This is a genomic window from Thermodesulfovibrionales bacterium, assembly GCA_026417875.1.
Classification (GTDB): domain Bacteria; phylum Nitrospirota; class Thermodesulfovibrionia; order Thermodesulfovibrionales; family CALJEL01; genus CALJEL01.
Genome location: JAOACK010000044.1, coordinates 1 through 15,461, shown reverse-complemented (window position 1 = coordinate 15,461; position 15,461 = coordinate 1). Strand labels below are relative to the sequence as shown.

Here is a 15,461-nt window from a genome sequence, read left to right as displayed (position 1 = left end):
AAGTAAGTTCGTCTGAAAGGCTATCTCCTCTATCACACCAGATATGCTAGTTATCCTCTGCGCTGAACGGTTTATCTCCTCCATAGCCCTCACTGTCTCGACCATCGCACCCATACCAGCCTCGGCTGACTGCCTCGCCTCCTGCGCTAGCCTGTTAGCCTCCCTCGCATTCTCTGCCGTCTGCTTTATCGATGCAGACATCTCCTCCATCGTCGCTGATGTCTCCTCTATCGAGGCAGCCTGCTCGGTTATCCTCTGACTGAAATTCTGAGATGCCTCAGCTATCTGCTCAGATGCAGTAGAGACCTGCAGAGCGGCCTCTTTAATCCTGAGCATCATATTCCTGAAGGTTATAACAATATTATTAAATTTATCCTTAAGGAAATTTTTCTCATCGGTAATTAAATTTTCTTCTCTCAGTTCTCCCCTCTGGAGTGTATCAAAACACTGAAGAGCAAGCTTTATATTCCTCTGAGTCAGTCTGTGCATAAAATACAGAAAGATTGAAAAAGCAATTACAGAAACAAGCATAACAGCAACAAGATTCCTTTCGCTTTTTTTCATGATCTGATCATTCTTTGAAAGAGTGTCACTGAATATGCCCCTCTGGGACTCTATGAGATCAAGTAGAATATTTTTCACTTCTCTCCATTTCGGAGTCTCGGCCGTTATAAGGAGATTTATCGCCTCATTCTTCTTACCGGCCATGGCAAGATCCTGAATCCTTATCTTGAGTTCATGATCTTCTTTCCATAGTGTTTTGACCCTCTCAAGTTTTTCCCTTACATTGCCAGAGGCAATCTCGAGAGATCTATCCAGGGTTTTTATAAAATCTTCATGAGCTTTTTTATAATTGTTCTTTGCTGTTTCATCTGCAGGGTTAAGAAGGATGTTTCTTGTAGCCTGACCTGTCTGAAGCCCGAGACCATAGAGCTCAAAAAAGTTAAGCAGCAGTGCCTGGTCAGTATTAATCATCTGCTCTGTAGAAGACCTTACACGAGAATTGAGGCTTATAAAGAGTGAGAGAATGATCCCAATAACAACAAGGTTTCCCATTCCTACAACCAATAACAGCTTTTTAATACTCATATAAATTTCCTCCCGGCCTTTATTAATTTATACTTCTGCCTCGTTATTGCCTCCAGTCTCTTCTTTTACTGCTTCGTGAATTATGTTTTTTTCCTCTTCAGAAAGCACTTTATTTATGTCCAAGATTATTATTAATTTATCTCCTGCTCTCAAGAGTCCTCTTATAAAATCAGTCCTTATCTTTGCACCGAATTCAGGTGTAGTCTGGATAGAGGATCTGGGTACAGAAAGGACATCAAAGACATCGTCCACAATAAGACCCATCAGGCTATCTTTAAATTCGGTGACAATGATACAGGTATGTTTTTTATAAGGTCCTGTCTTCATATTAAATTTTGTTTTGAGATCAACAACAGGAATTATGGTACCTCTGAGATTGATAACACCTTTCATGAAATCCGGAAGATGGGGAACCCTTGTAATACTGGTGAGCTCAACAATCTCCTGGACAGAAAGGGCATCAATTCCATAAACCTCATCGTTAAGAGAAAAGGTTACATACTGGGACTGGTCAGTATCAAATTCCTGACTCCTTAATGCCGCTTCTTTCAAGATTACCTCCACTGCTTCACTATGTTATGACAGCCGAACTGGCTATCTCATTTTCAATAAGCCCTGCCATATCAAGGACGAGCGCCACCCTTCCATCTCCAAGGATGGTGCACCCCCCTATCCCCTTGATTCTTGGCAGGGCACCCCCAAAGTTTTTAACCACTATCTGCTGCTGACCGATTACACTATCTACAAGCAGGGCAAACTTCTTTCCTTCATGAAAGGTAACAATTGCAATACACCTGTCTTTATCTTCGCCATTAATTCCGAGTATCTCCCCGAGCCTTATTACAGGAATCTCCTCACCCCTTACATGGAGGAATTCTGTTTTCTCATTAATGGTATTCAGATCAGTATTGGTGATACTGAGCAACTCAAGGACGGCCTGAAGGGGAATAATGTAGATCTCATCCCCTACTGAAACAGTAAGGCCATCTATTATGGCGAGCGTGAGTGGAAGCTTTATAGTAATTGTTGTACCAGTATCTTTCTTTGTCCTTATGTATATCCTTCCGTTAAGGGATTCCACATTCTTCTTAACCACATCCATACCAACGCCTCTACCTGAAAGATCAGTAACCTTTTCTGCAGTTGAAAAACCAGGAAGAAATATAAGGTTATAAATCTGCTCCTCTGTAAGATCATCTGGATTTTTTATTAATCCGGTGTGACGTGCCTTTTCAACTATCCTTTCCCGGTCAATGCCCCTTCCATCGTCCTCCACCTCGATGTATATTGAGTCTCCAACCTGGTAGGCGCTCAGGCTGATGATCCCCGTTTCTGGCTTACCCTTTGAAATCCTTTCTTCAGGATGCTCTATTCCGTGGTCTATGGCATTCCTTATAAGATGAACTAGGGGATCGGTAATCTTTTCAAGAACACCCTTGTCAAGCTCTGTATCCTCACCTGATATGATTAGATCAACTTTTTTATTCTGTGCCTGTGAAAGTTCCCTCACAAGTCTCTTAAATCTATGAAAGATTTCTCCTACTGGAAGCATCCTCAAAGCCATGGTGCTTTCCTGTATCTGTCTTCCTATCCTCTGGAGCTGATTGAAAAGCACCTGTATACTAAAGCTGGGGTAATCTATAACTGCCTTGCCGTTATCTTCGTATATAATCCTTTCAAGCATTGAATGGATAATAACCATCTCTCCAACAAGATTGAGAAGTCGATCAAGTTTTCTCAAGTCAACCCTTACTGTGGAGGTAAGGGTCTGCTTGAAGGAGTCAATCCTTCTTTCTGTCTGCTCGCTGACAGCCTTTTCAATATCCTCTCTAGTTAATTTGCCTTTCTCAAGAAGGAGCTCCCCTACCTTTTTCTGACTGTCAAGTGCCTCAATGACGTCTCTTTCAGAAACTGCACCTGATTCTATTAGAAACTCGCCTATGAATGGAACCTCATCTTTGGGCTGGATAGCAGGTATTATCTTTATCTCTTCTTCGCCGAGGCCTGAAAAATAAGACCTCAGTGTTTCAAGGTCTTCTTCGGTCTCTAGTAATATATCCCAGCGAAGATAAAGTTTTTCAGGATCAAGTTCAGAAAGCACAGGCACTGCATCTGTATAAGCCTTTATATTCACTATCCTTCCCCTGGATTTAAGGTCTTCAATTATCATTGCAGGATCGATACCCCTTGAAAGCATAGCGGGGTCAGGAGAAAAGATTATCTTGTATAATTTTTGGATAGAAAATTTTTTTATGTCTTCGAGTTCCTCTATTATGGCTTCAGAACCTTTCAGATCATAGTCATAGCCACCTGAAGCCCTCTGGATCATTCTCTTAATAATATCTGCAGAAGAAAGAAGTATGTCTATTATCCTTTTTTCAGATTTGAGTCGTTCCTTCCTCAAGAGGTCAAGAACCTCTTCAACCCTGTGAGTAAATTCAGATATATTCATGAAACCAAGTGAGGCGCTCGTTCCCTTTATAGTATGGACTGCTCTAAATATTCTATTTATAAGTTCTCTGTTCTCAGGCTCTCTTTCAAGTCTGAGGATTCCTTCCTCAAATTCTGAAATTTTCTCAGTAGCCTCCTCTGTGAAGATCGTGATAAGTTTTTTAAGTTCTTCCTGTGCAAAATCCTCCATCCGGTTCACCTCAGCACACGCTGTACTGTTTCTACAAGCTGAAGCGGTGTAAAGGGCATCATTAGCCAATCTGTAGCACCGGCCTCGCGACTCCTTGCAAGAAGCCCTTCGTGAGAGGAAAGGGCTATAACAGGAATATACCGGTAACCGGAATTCATTCTTATATTTTTTATTAACTCCACTCCATCCTTTCTTCGATGCGAAAGAACCGTGATCACCAGATCAGCACCTGTAAGGTCAAGCCTCTTTATAAGCTCTTTTTCGTCAGAGACAGGTATAACCCTGTAACCCGCTACCTCTAAAACAAAAGATAGAAGATTCCTTAAAGCCTGTGAATCTTCCACCACAAAAATTGTTCCTGGTTTTTTAGCCACTTTCGGTTCCTAATATATTGATTCCGAATTGAGATGTTATTCCGTCAAGTAATGGAGTCTTCTGTATTGTAAGCTTCTTTCCATTTTTCTCGCATTCCTTAACAGCAGCAAGAAGCATCTGTAAGGCTGCGACATCCACTCTGTTTACATCTTTTATATCAAGCACTATCTCATCCCATACCCTCATAGCAACCCTCAGGTCCTGCATGAATTCAGGTACCTGAGCAATGGTCAGGTCTCCCTGTAATGTCACTATGCCCCACATTTCAGACACCTCCTTTCTTTTCAGGGTAATACAAGAAACATGCCAGGATTAAAAAATTGATTTTAAAGGAAAAAATGTGGATAATTCTGGAATTTACTCCAGAATTCTGGAATCGATTCCAGAATTACTGAAGCCCGTACTCTTTTATTTTTGTAAGAAGGGTCTTGTAGTCAATCTGTAAAATAGAGGCTGCCTTTGTTTTATTTCCACCTGATACCTTCAGTGCCTGTTCAATAGCCCTCTTCTCAACATCACGCACAGCAATGGCTGAAAGTTCCTTCAGGGGCATAAGGGGAATGCTCTCCTTTTTTTCTCTCTCTGGCTCTATAAGGAATTCTATATGTCTCTTTTCAATAATGTCTTCTTCGCAGATAAGGACAGCCCTTCTTATCACATTCTTGAGCTCCCTCACATTACCGGGCCAGGGATATTGCTCAAGTATCCTTAGGGCATCTTCAGAAATGTTCCTTATCTGTTTATTTAATTCCTCTGCCGCCTCTGTGGCAAATCTCCTTGCTAAGAATCCTATATCCTCAATCCTTGCCCTTAGTGGTGGAATGTCTATAATAAACTCACCAAGCCTGAAGAAAAGATCTTCCCTGAATTTTTTCTCTGCAACAAGGCTCTTTATATCTTTATTGGTTGCAGCTATAATTCTCACATCAGTCTCCACTGCCTTTGTGCTTCCAAGTGGAAAAAACCTCTTCTCCTCAACTACCCTGAGAAGCTTGCTCTGAACATAGGGAGAGATATTTTCAAGGTCATCAATAAATATGGTCCCTTTATTGGCAATCTCAAAAAGTCCTGCCTTTTTCTTTTCAGCACCTGTAAAGGCACCCCTCTCGTGTCCAAAAAGCTCACTCTCCACAAGGGTTTCTGGGATGACACCAAGGTCAACAGTGATAAAGGGCTCAGAAGCCCTTCTGCTCTGATTATGTATTGCCCTTGCTATAAAGGATTTGCCAGAGCCGGTCTCTCCCTGAAGGATAACAGAAAAATCTGTCCAGGCAACCTGCTTTATCTGCTCTATCACCCTCTTCATCGCATCACTCCTGCCGAGCATCCATTCTAAGGAGCTTTCGACTGCAGCATCAAGCCTCTTTACCTTTTTCTCAAGCTCCGACTTCTGTATGGCATTCTTGAGGGTGATCATGAGTCTGTCAATCTTTGGAGGTTTTATAATAAAATCATAGGCACCCATCTTGATGGCCTCAACAGCAGTAGGAATATCTCCATAGGCTGTGACAAATATTATGGGAACCTCCGGATCTATCTCTCTAAGGTGCTGCATGGTCTCAAGGCCATTCATATCAGGCATGTTGAGATCTAGTAATACGGCAAGAAATCTCTGGGAGTTAAATTCCTTTATTGCACTTTTTCCATCAGCAGACTCCACAGGTGTATATCCATGCATAATGAGGGCTTCTTTAAGAAGATTTCTTATCTCAATATCATCATCCACTATAAGGATATTTTTCATAAGAAAATTATACCAGAATCAGGAGGCCATTGGGGGTCTGTAGACTACCTATGGAAAAAGGGAACGCCTGCACTCACCTGAATACCAATTACTGGAGTAATAGAATTTCAATCGGGCATTATATCCTGCTGTCAAGCCTGAAAACCTGGCCTGTGATGGTCTCTGTCTCAAGAAGAAAAGAAATAAACCGGGCAACCTCATGCGGAGATGCCAGGGTCTTAAGAAGACTCTCCTCTTTTGCCAAATTCATTGCCTGAGGAGATGCCCTTCCCATATCTGTTTCCATATAACCTGGTATTACCACATTTACCTTTATACCCTTTTCTGAAAGCTCCCTTGCAGCTGTAAGACTAAGCCCTATTAGTCCTGCCTTTGAGGCACTGTAAGCTGCCTGACCTGCCTTACCCCTTATACCTGAATAGGAACTTATATTGATTATGTGACCTCCTCTCAGGAATTCTGAAAGGAGATTTATCGTATTGAAGACACCTTTGAGATTTACATCAATAACCCGCTGCCAGTCTTCTTCCCTGAGTTTTATCAGGAGTGCATCACGGGTTATAGCAGCATTGTTTATCAGTGCATAAAGGGTCCCGAATCTTTCTCTTACAAAATCTGCTAGCACTTTACATTCTTTATACTGAGAAACATCTGCCCTGAAGGTTATACAGCCTGCTTTCCTTAGTGCCTCTGCCTCTTTATCGGATTTTATATAATTTACAATTACACTGTATCCCTTTTTAAGAAGACTGAGGCTTAATATCCTGCCAAGCCCTCTTGTTCCGCCTGTTATAAGACATACCCTTGAGTTCATACTTTTCTTAAGGTCTTTTCAAGAAGTTCAAAATCTTCATCTCTATGAGAAGCTGTAACAGTGAATCTTAACCTCGGTCTTTTGACAGTTGGCGGTCTGATAGCAGGTGCATAAATCCCTTCATCAAAAAGTATCCTGGAGACCCTTGATACCTCTTCAATATCTCTGAAAAATACGGGTATTATGGGAGTTTCTGTAGGACCTGTTTCTAGACCCCTTCTCAGGAATATCTGAAGAAGACTTTCCCTGTTTTTCCATAATTTATTAATAAGACTTTGGTCATCCTCTATTATCTCCAGTGCCTTGAGTGCCATTGCTATGACTGATGGAGGAAGGGCAGTTGAATAGATGAATCCTCTTGCCCTGTTAATGAACCATTTTTTTACAGCCTCATCAGATACAATATATGCACCGAATGCTCCCAGCGCCTTTGAAAAGGTGCCCATCTGGATAATGAATGGTCTGTGAGAGATATGGAAATGTCTGAGAGAACCCCTTCCATCTCCAAGCACACCTGTTGCGTGGGCATCGTCTATATATAGAAGGGCATTATACCGCTCTGCAAGATTCACCAATTCCTTTAGCGGTGCAATATCTCCATCCATACTGAAGACGGAATCAGTAATTATGACCTTTGAGCTATCCCTGTCAACTGAATTAAGGAGTTCCTCAAGATGTCCTGTGTCACAATGCCTGTATATGAATACCTTTGACCTGCTCAAACGACAACCATCTATAATACTTGCATGGTTTAGCTCATCACTGAATATATAATCCGTCTCAAGACAGGGTATGCATGATACATTTGCAGTATATCCAGAATTGAGCACCAGACCTGATGGTGCCTCTTTGAATCTGGCTATCCTTTCTTCCAGAATCTCATGAAGTTCTGTCCCACCTCCAAGAAGCCTTGAAGCACCTGCTCCGGCTCCGTAGTTTTCTATTGCTTTTATTGCAGCCTCTTTAAGAAGTGGATGAGCTGAAAGTTCGAGATAATCGTTGGAGGAGAAATTTATCATAATTCTGCCTTTTAAATTTATTAGTCTTCCCTGGGAGGACGAACGGTCAATAATTGCTCTGAGGAGTCCTGCTTTTTCTAATTCATTAAGTCTCTCCAGAAACATTTATGCTATAATAACACATGCAGAAATCCGTGACAAAGGCTGTTCTTCCTGCAGCAGGACTGGGGACAAGATTCTTACCTGCTACAAAGGCATCTCCAAAAGAAATGCTTCCTATCGTGGACAAACCCATGATCCAGTATTCTGTTGAGGAAGCACTTTCCTGTGGAATAAATGAATTTATAATTATCACAGGAAAGCATAAGCGTACAATAGAAGACCACTTTGATTCTGCCTTTGAGCTTGAGGAGAATCTTAGAAAGAAAGGTAAGAGAGACCTCCTTGAAAAGATAATGATACTGAATCACATTGATTTTGCCTATATAAGACAGAGAAATCCACTCGGACTGGGTCATGCCATACTATGTGCAATGCCCTTCGTAAAAGAAGAACCCTTTGCAGTGCTTCTGAGTGATGATGTTATAGATCCTAAGGAAACACTCCTTAAGGATATGATAGAGCTTTATAAAAAGTACAGAAGTCCTGTTATAGCCCTTGAGAAAGTTCCTAGGTCTGAGGTCCACAAGTATGGAGTCGTGGCCTTTAAAAATGCTGGAGAAGAAAAAGGTCTGAAAGGAAGAGTTTTCAAGATAACAGACCTTGTGGAAAAACCCTCTCCTGAGCTTGCACCATCAAATCTTGCTATAATAGGAAGGTATATCCTTACACCTGATATCTTTGAGCATCTTAAGAAACTCAAACCAGGCAAAGGAGGAGAGATTCAGCTTACAGATGGATTGAAAAGTCTTTTGAAGGAAAGAGAGATTTATGGTTATCTCTTTAATGGTAAACGCTATGACGCAGGAAGCAAGCTGGGTTTTTTGCAGGCCACTGTGGAGCTCGGATTAAAACATCCTGAACTTGCAAGAGACTTCAGGAAGTATCTGAAAGGCCTGCTGAACATTGTATAATTTAGAGAGGAAACTGTTAAGAGATTTTTCCGCTATTCTGTGGTTTATCTTTTCCACAGGTTTTAAAAATGGAATTAAAATTTCAATGTTTCACACTTTATGAAACTGAAATATCTGGCTCAGAGCCTCCTCTTGATATCTATGAAACTGATGATTTTCTGAACATAGACATAGATCTTCCAGGTATTGAACCTGAAAAGGTCCTGATAAAGGTTATTAATGACATTTTGATAATAGAAGGTATCAGGCTGAAGGAACCTGAAGAGGACAGAAGATACCTATGTATGGAACGGAGGAAGGAAGCCTTCAGAAGAATTATAAAATTACCCGTAGAGATTGAGGCAAGGAATGGAAAGGCCCTCTACCAGAATGGTGTTATCCTATTGAGATTTCCAAAGATAAAATCAGAGGTTGTTAAGATAAAGATATTCCGTGAGAGTGATCAGTGATTTGGTTAAGCTCATGGTAAGTTAAATCATTAATAATATCTTATGAATAGGAGTTGATCTAAATGACACAGAAAGAAGAAAAGGAGATAGTTATACCTGATACCCTGCCTGTTCTTCCTGTAAGGGATATTGTTGTCTTCCCTTACATGATAATACCTCTTTTTGTCGGAAGGGACATATCCATTAAAGCAATAGACAGTGCCCTTAATTCCAACAGACTGATATTACTTCTTACACAGAAGGACCTTTCAGTTGAGACACCTGGACCTGAGGACCTTTACCATACAGGTACTGTAGGAATGATCATGAGAATGCTCAAGCTTCCTGATGGAAGGGTGAAGATACTGATACAGGGTCTCAGTAAGGTAAGGGTGCTTAATTTCTCACAGACAGAGCCTTTTCTCATGGCTGATGTAGAAAAACTCGTTGAACCAAGGGTTGAGGAGATAACCATCGAGATAGAAGCCCTGATGCGTTCGGTAAAAGAACTTCTTGACAAGGCAGTATCTCTTGGGAAAACCATACTTCCAGATGTAATGGTAATAATAGAAAATATAGATGATCCCGGAAGGCTGGCAGATCTTGTTGCATCGAATCTCGGACTTAAAACAGAACAGGCTCAGGAAGTCCTTGAGATCCTTGATCCTGTACAGAGACTGAAGAAGATAAGTGAGATACTGGCAAGAGAAACAGAGCTCCTTGCAGTTCAGCAGAAGATACAGACAGAGGCAAGAACCGAGATAGACAGGGTTCAGAGGGAATATTTCCTGAGAGAACAGCTCAAGGCAATACAGAAAGAACTCGGTGAGATGGATGAAAGAGCTGAGGAGATAGAAGAATTCAAAAGAAAGATTGAAGATGCAAAGATGCCAGAAAAGGTCCAGAAGGAAGCCGAGAAACAATTGAAAAGACTTCAGAAGATGCATCCAGACAGTGCAGAGGCTGCAACAGTGAGAACCTATCTTGAATGGCTGACAGAACTTCCCTGGTCAAAATCAACCACAGATAATGTTGATATAAAACTTGCTGAAAAGGTACTTAATGAGGACCATTATGACCTTGAAAAGGTCAAAGAAAGGATACTTGAATATCTCAGTGTCAGGAAACTTACCAAAAAAATGAAGGGGCCGATTCTATGCTTTATAGGACCTCCTGGTGTTGGAAAGACCTCTCTTGGAAAATCCATTGCAAAGGCTCTTGGAAGAGAGTTTGTAAGGATGTCCCTTGGAGGTGTAAGGGATGAGGCAGAAATAAGGGGCCACAGGAGAACCTATGTAGGAGCATTACCAGGAAGGATCATACAGGGAATAAAGCAGGCTGGAACTAACAATCCTGTCTTCATGCTTGATGAAATTGATAAAATTGGCCTTGACTTCAGGGGAGATCCTGCCTCAGCCCTGCTGGAGGTTCTTGACCCTGAGCAGAATAATGCCTTTGTGGATCACTATCTTGGTGTACCCTTTGACCTCAGTAATGTAATGTTCATTACAACAGGCAACGTTGTCGATACAATCCCGGCTCCGCTCAGGGACAGGATGGAAATCATCTATCTGAGTGGTTACACAGCGGAGGAGAAACTACATATTGCTAAGAACTTTATCATACCAAGACAGCTCAAAGAGCACGGCCTCACAGAAAAAGATGTGAATATAACCGATCAGGCAATCATGAAGACCATAACAGAGTATACCCGTGAAGCTGGCGTAAGGAATCTTGAAAGGGAGATAGCAAACATCCTCAGAAAGGTTGCAAAGCAGATAGCAGAAGGAAAAAAACAGAAGTTTCTTATAACACCAAAGAATCTTTCAAAATATCTTGGTGTACCCAAATATCTACCTGAAGAAGAGGTTGAAAGGGATCTCATAGGAGTAGCCACAGGACTTGCCTGGACAGAAAGTGGTGGAGACATCATTTACGTAGAAGCCACGACCATGAAAGGAAAAGGAAGCCTTATACTTACCGGACAGCTTGGAGATGTAATGAAAGAATCAGCCCAGGCAGCATTAAGTTATGTAAAATCACGGGCAAAAAGACTTGGCATACCTGAAGATTTATTCTCAAAAACGGATATCCATATCCATGTACCTGCTGGAGCTATTCCAAAGGACGGTCCATCTGCAGGGATAACCATGGCAACTGCAATTGCATCAGCCCTCACCGGCAAGCCTGTAAGAAGGGATATAGCCATGACAGGAGAGGTAACACTCAGGGGAAGGATACTTCCAATAGGTGGCATTAAGGAAAAAGCACTCGCTGCAAAAAGGATGGGCATTAAGAATGTGATAATACCTGCCAGAAATAAAAAGGACCTTGAGGAAATTCCGAAATATGTTAAGAAGGATATGAACTTCATCCTCGTTGAGACCATGGATGAGGTTCTTGAACATGCCCTGAAAGAAAAAAGAGAGAACAGAAGTCGGAAATCCCGGGTCAGAAATCAGAGATAGCACTTGCCAGGATATTTCCGTATGATGTTACAGATTGATTCTTATAAAAGGGCATGAATGAACTTAAAATAATAGAGCTTATAAAAAAAAGGTTCACCCAAAAATCAAGTAAAATAATCAAAGGCATTGGTGATGATACAGCTGCCGTCCTTCCATCCTCTGAGATTGAACTATACACAACTGACATGATGCTTGAAGGTATTCATTTTGACCTCTCCTTCATAACAGCCTCCCAGCTTGGCTTTAAACTCATATCAAGAAATGTGAGTGATATATTTGCAATGGGCGGGATACCCGAGTTTCTGCTGCTAAATCTTGCTCTACCAGAAGGGATTAAAGAAGATTTTGTAGAGGATTTTCTTGATGGCTTACATAAAGGTACAGATAGGTACGGGATAACCCTTGTGGGTGGAGATTTTTCCCTCTCACCTGGATATATATTTTTATCAGCAATGCTTAAAGGAAGTGCATCAAGAATAATACAAAGAAGCGGAGCAAGGCCAGGTGATATTGTATACGTAACGGGTACCCTTGGTGATGCAGCCTGCGGTCTTGAGATAATGAAAAGGAAGGCAGAAATAAAAAAGGAGATAAGAGAACCTCTTATAAAAAAACACCTGATGCCCGAGCCCCAACCCCTTCATAACAAAATCAAAAAAATAAATGCCATGATTGATATAAGCGATGGTCTTTCCCTTGACCTCTGGAGATTATGTATGGAAAGCAGAAGGGGTGCAATTATTTTTGAAGAAAAGATACCTCTTTCAGAAGAGCTGCTCATTGCCGCAGAGACACTTGGTCTTGACCCATTAAAACTTGCCCTTTCAGGTGGCGAGGATTATGAGCTTCTGTTCACCACAGATGAGAAAGTTACCATAGAAGGAATTACACAAATAGGAATAATTACAGAGGAAGAGGGGATAAGGATAATCAAAAAAAACGGACAAGAAAAGAGCCTTATTCCAGAAGGCTACATTCATAAGAGCTCAGGAAATAATATTTAATGAAGATACTGGATAAGATAAAACTTGTCTTTTATATTAATGACCCACCTTCGAAAACTGCTTTAACCTTCAGTATAGGGCTCTTTATAGGACTCTCTCCCCTTCTCGGTCTTCACACACTTATATCCCTTGCTATTGCATTTATCTTCAGGCTTAACAAGTTCGTGATTCTTCTTGGTACCTATGTAACAAATCCCTGGACACTGATTCCCATTTACACCTTTTCAACACTTCTGGGAGCAAGGATTCTGGGAAGAAGCATAAAGATAGAGATAGACTGGTATAATGTCACATTATCTTCACTATTCCACCTTTCAAGCAATATCCTCCTGCCCTTTATAACAGGCACACTAATTGTTGGAGCTGTCTCCTCTGTGTTAAGCTATTTAATCATCTATCTGATTCTCTCAAAGAGCAGACAGAAAAATAAACATGCGAAATAAATTACTTCATAATAAAAAACCTGCAGAGATACACCACACTTATGGTGTTTCGGTTATAACACTTGGCTGTCCCAAAAATATTGCTGATTCAAGAGCTCTGAAGGAGAGACTTCTAAAAGCAGGAATAGAGATAGTAGATTCTCCTGCAGAGGCAAGCTTTATTGTTATAAATACCTGTGGCTTCATAGAGGATGCAAAAAAAGAGTCCATAGAAGAGATATTGAAGCTTTCCCGTCTTAAAAAAAATGGTACAGAACTCATAGCAATGGGCTGTCTTATTAAAAGATATAAAAAGGAACTTGAGAGGGAGTTACCAGAGGTAAATGCCTTTTTCGGCCTTGGAGAAGAAGAAAGAATAGTTGAATATATTAAAAAGAAAACAGTAAAATCCTTCTGCCACGCCAGAGCCTCTATACCTCAGCCTTTTTCACCTTATGCCTATATCAAGATATCAGATGGTTGTAGAAGAAGATGCACCTTCTGTGCCATACCCGGAATTAAGGGGAGATATAAGAGTGTGGAACCTGAAAGCATACTGAGGGAATCTGAAAAATTTATTTCCCGCGGAGCAAAAGAGCTCATCCTCGTTGGTCAGGAGATAAGTTCCTACGGCTTTGACAGACCCGAATTTCCTTCTTTAAAAGAACTTATCAGAGAAATTTCTTCCCTTTCAGGAGATTTCTGGATAAGACTCCTTTATCTTCATCCTGCAAGCATAACAGATGAGCTACTTATGGAGATAGCATCAAATAAAAAAGTATGCAAATACCTTGATATTCCGCTACAGCATTCTGAAGATAAGATACTGAGATTGATGAAAAGACCAGGTTCAAAAGAGGCTTATAAAGGATTAATTAAAAAAATCAGAGAAATCATACCAGATGTTACCATAAGAACCACCTTTATTGTTGGTTTTCCCGGGGAGACAGAAAAGGACTTCAGGGAACTTCTTGATTTTGTAAAAGAGATAGAATTTGAAAGACTCGGCGCATTCAAGTACAGCAGAGAGGAAGGTACAGTAGCCTTTCACCTTAAGGGGCAGATATCCGAAAAAATAAAGCAAAAAAGATATGATCAACTCATGAAACTACAGGCAAATATTTCGCTGAAAAAGAATCTCTTGCTTGTAGGTAAAAAATTTAGATGCCTTGTTGAAGATGTTCAGGGCAGCACTGGATTTGGCAGACTTGAGAACCAGGCACCGGAGATAGATGGTATGGTAATAATAAAAGGCAAAAATCTGAAACCCGGGACCTTCATAGATGTAACAGTTAAAAAAGCCTATGATTATGACCTTGAGGCAGAGGCATGAGAAATATACCCTGGATTCATATTATTTTATTTCTACTTACTGTTATAACAACACTTGGAGCAGGAGCGCTTTGGGAGGGAGTGGATATCTTTTCTGAACCCTCACGAATCCCGGAGGGCTGGCCCTTTTCTCTTACCCTGTTAAGCATACTTTTGAGTCATGAGTTTTCTCACTATATAGCCTCAAGACTTCACAAAACAAAGGCATCTCTGCCCTATTTCATACCTGCCCCAACTGTAATAGGTACCTTTGGAGCAATTATCAAGATGAAATCTCCCATAACAACAAGAAAGGCTTTAATTGATATAGGTGCAGCAGGCCCCATAGCCGGCTTTATTGTAAGCATTGTTGCAACAGTTATTGGCCTTGAACTATCAGAGATATCACGAAAAGATCATGTGGAAGAGGGTGTTGGCTTTGGAGCATCAATTATTTTTTTAATTCTTGTGAAAGCTGTGATGGGAGATATACCTGATGGTTATACAGTGATACTCCATCCAGTTGCCCTTGCAGGATGGATAGGTTTTCTTGTTACATCTTTGAACCTTATACCTGTTGGCCAGCTTGATGGTGGCCATATAATCTATGCCCTTTTTGGGAGAAGACATAAGTATATCTCCCTTTTCTTTGTTGTAAGTCTTATTATCCTAGGGATCCTGGCGTGGTATGGGTGGCTTATCTGGGCAGGACTGTTGGTTATCCTCGGTCTAAAACATCCACCTGTTCTTTTCTGGGAAGACAGGCTGGTTCTTTCAAGGAAAATTACAGGAATAATATCTATTTTGATATTTATCCTCTCTTTTATCCCCGTTCCTTTACAAGCAATATAAAAAGGCCCTCTGGGGGCGGAGGGCCTTTTGCTGGGCGGTGGGGGACCCCCAGCACCTGCGTGAAATGGGAGGGTGCATCTCTACGCAGGCTATTTATAAGTTTACACAATCTCAATCTAAAATTCAAGTATCCGAATTGCCTCATCAAAAATCTAAAGGAAACTTAATCGTTGCCTCATTTAAAAAATCTAAAGGAAATATAATTACCTCTATTGGATAAAACTTCATCCAAGGAGGTAGATGATGGGGTTAACGATGAAGGAAAAGAAGGTAATAACGAG

Annotated in this window: 15 protein-coding genes; 7 read left to right on the top strand and 8 right to left on the bottom strand. The window is 41.0% G+C overall.

What is annotated here, in order from left to right; all coding sequences use genetic code 11:
- From N2257_08065 to N2257_08030, 8 genes are all read right to left on the bottom strand, one after another.
- Positions 1-1,089: methyl-accepting chemotaxis protein (locus tag N2257_08065; protein MCX7794339.1), on the bottom strand; the 1,089-nt coding region annotated here is incomplete at its 3' end.
- A 27-nt stretch (positions 1,090-1,116) separates the two neighbouring features.
- Positions 1,117-1,641, bottom strand: coding sequence for a chemotaxis protein CheW (locus tag N2257_08060; GenBank protein MCX7794338.1), 525 nt, complete (start codon positions 1,639-1,641; stop codon positions 1,117-1,119).
- Positions 1,642-1,660: 19 nt separating this feature from the next.
- Positions 1,661-3,730 (bottom strand): chemotaxis protein CheA, encoded by a 2,070-nt coding sequence (locus tag N2257_08055; GenBank protein MCX7794337.1) that lies wholly within the window; start codon positions 3,728-3,730, stop codon positions 1,661-1,663.
- A gap of 5 nt (positions 3,731-3,735) precedes the next feature.
- On the bottom strand, positions 3,736-4,104 hold the full coding sequence (locus tag N2257_08050; protein ID MCX7794336.1) for a response regulator: 369 nt from the start codon (positions 4,102-4,104) through the stop codon (positions 3,736-3,738).
- Positions 4,097-4,369 (bottom strand): STAS domain-containing protein, encoded by a 273-nt coding sequence (locus tag N2257_08045; protein ID MCX7794335.1) that lies wholly within the window; start codon positions 4,367-4,369, stop codon positions 4,097-4,099. Before N2257_08045 ends, N2257_08050 begins: the two co-directional genes overlap by 8 nt.
- Before the next feature lie 124 nt (positions 4,370-4,493).
- Entirely contained in the window at positions 4,494-5,849 is a 1,356-nt protein-coding gene (locus N2257_08040; protein MCX7794334.1) for a sigma-54 dependent transcriptional regulator, read from the bottom strand.
- A gap of 118 nt (positions 5,850-5,967) precedes the next feature.
- The gene (locus tag N2257_08035) at positions 5,968-6,663 is read right to left on the bottom strand and encodes an SDR family NAD(P)-dependent oxidoreductase (GenBank protein ID MCX7794333.1); all 696 of its coding nucleotides are present in this window, start codon (positions 6,661-6,663) and stop codon (positions 5,968-5,970) included.
- Positions 6,660-7,787, bottom strand: coding sequence for an 8-amino-7-oxononanoate synthase (locus N2257_08030; GenBank protein ID MCX7794332.1), 1,128 nt, complete (start codon positions 7,785-7,787; stop codon positions 6,660-6,662). Before N2257_08030 ends, N2257_08035 begins: the two co-directional genes overlap by 4 nt.
- 17 nt (positions 7,788-7,804) lie before the next feature.
- On the opposite strand from N2257_08030, the gene galU reads away from it, so the two are divergent.
- The 7 genes from galU (at position 7,805) to N2257_07995 (ending at position 15,180) form a co-directional block, all read left to right on the top strand.
- Positions 7,805-8,695 carry a UTP--glucose-1-phosphate uridylyltransferase GalU gene (gene galU / locus N2257_08025; GenBank protein ID MCX7794331.1) on the top strand — a complete coding sequence of 297 codons (891 nt, stop codon included), beginning with the start codon at positions 7,805-7,807 and terminating at the stop codon, positions 8,693-8,695.
- Positions 8,696-8,763: 68 nt separating this feature from the next.
- On the top strand, positions 8,764-9,144 hold the full coding sequence (locus N2257_08020; GenBank protein MCX7794330.1) for an Hsp20/alpha crystallin family protein: 381 nt from the start codon (positions 8,764-8,766) through the stop codon (positions 9,142-9,144).
- A gap of 62 nt (positions 9,145-9,206) precedes the next feature.
- On the top strand, positions 9,207-11,591 hold the full coding sequence (lon, locus tag N2257_08015; protein MCX7794329.1) for an endopeptidase La: 2,385 nt from the start codon (positions 9,207-9,209) through the stop codon (positions 11,589-11,591).
- A gap of 53 nt (positions 11,592-11,644) precedes the next feature.
- Positions 11,645-12,595, top strand: a complete 951-nt coding sequence (thiL, locus tag N2257_08010; protein ID MCX7794328.1) for a thiamine-phosphate kinase — start codon at positions 11,645-11,647, stop codon at positions 12,593-12,595.
- Positions 12,595-13,038, top strand: coding sequence for a DUF2062 domain-containing protein (locus tag N2257_08005; GenBank protein ID MCX7794327.1), 444 nt, complete (start codon positions 12,595-12,597; stop codon positions 13,036-13,038). Before thiL ends, N2257_08005 begins: the two co-directional genes overlap by 1 nt.
- Complete coding sequence (rimO, locus tag N2257_08000) at positions 13,028-14,350, top strand: 30S ribosomal protein S12 methylthiotransferase RimO (GenBank protein MCX7794326.1); 1,323 nt, start codon at positions 13,028-13,030, stop codon at positions 14,348-14,350. The genes N2257_08005 and rimO overlap by 11 nt, the downstream gene beginning before the upstream one ends.
- Positions 14,347-15,180 (top strand): site-2 protease family protein, encoded by an 834-nt coding sequence (locus tag N2257_07995; GenBank protein ID MCX7794325.1) that lies wholly within the window; start codon positions 14,347-14,349, stop codon positions 15,178-15,180. The genes rimO and N2257_07995 overlap by 4 nt, the downstream gene beginning before the upstream one ends.
- Positions 15,181-15,461: the final 281 nt, after the last annotated feature.